1 rRNA gene is annotated in these 859 nt (G+C 49.6%); it reads left to right on the top strand.

The window, feature by feature from the left end:
• Positions 1-859: ribosomal RNA gene (locus tag BN346_RS04325) — 23S ribosomal RNA — on the top strand; the annotation flags it as partial.

Below are 859 nucleotides of genomic sequence, written 5' to 3'. Positions count from 1 at the left end.
AGCGGCGAGCGAAACGGGAAAAGCCCAAACCAGCAAGCTTGCTTGTTGGGGTTGTAGGACTCCAATATGGTAGTTCTTTCAGATAGTTGAAGGACTTGGAAAAGTCAGTCAAAGAGGGTAAAAACCCCGTAGACGAAATGTGGAAGACACCTAGGAGGATCCTGAGTACGGCGGAACACGAGAAATTCCGTCGGAATCCGGGAGGACCATCTCCCAAGGCTAAATACTACCTAGTGACCGATAGTGGAGAAGTACCGTGAGGGAAAGGTGAAAAGAACCCCGGAAGGGGAGTGAAATAGAACCTGAAACCGTGTGCCTACAACAAGTCAAAGCCCGTTAATGGGTGATGGCGTGCCTTTTGTAGAATGAACCGGCGAGTTACGATTGCATGCGAGGTTAAGTTGAAGAGACGGAGCCGCAGCGAAAGCGAGTCTGAATAGGGCGTTTGAGTATGTAGTCGTAGACCCGAAACCATGTGATCTACCCATGTCCAGGTTGAAGGTGCGGTAAAACGCACTGGAGGACCGAACCCACGTACGTTGAAAAGTGCGGGGATGAGGTGTGGGTAGCGGAGAAATTCCAAACGAACTTGGAGATAGCTGGTTCTCTCCGAAATAGCTTTAGGGCTAGCCTCGGAATTGAGAATGATGGAGGTAGAGCACTGTTTGGACTAGGGGCCCATCTCGGGTTACCGAATTCAGATAAACTCCGAATGCCATTCATTTATATCCGGGAGTCAGACTGCGAGTGATAAGATCCGTAGTCGAAAGGGAAACAGCCCAGACCACCAGCTAAGGTCCCAAAATATATGTTAAGTGGAAAAGGATGTGGGGTTGCACAGACAACTAGGATGTTGGCT

This window comes from Clostridium ihumii AP5 (genome assembly GCF_000612845.1).
Taxonomy (GTDB): Bacteria; Bacillota; Clostridia; order Clostridiales; family Clostridiaceae; genus Clostridium_J; species Clostridium_J ihumii.
Note: the sequence above shows the minus strand (reverse complement) of the source record. Positions and strands in the feature narration are given on the sequence as shown.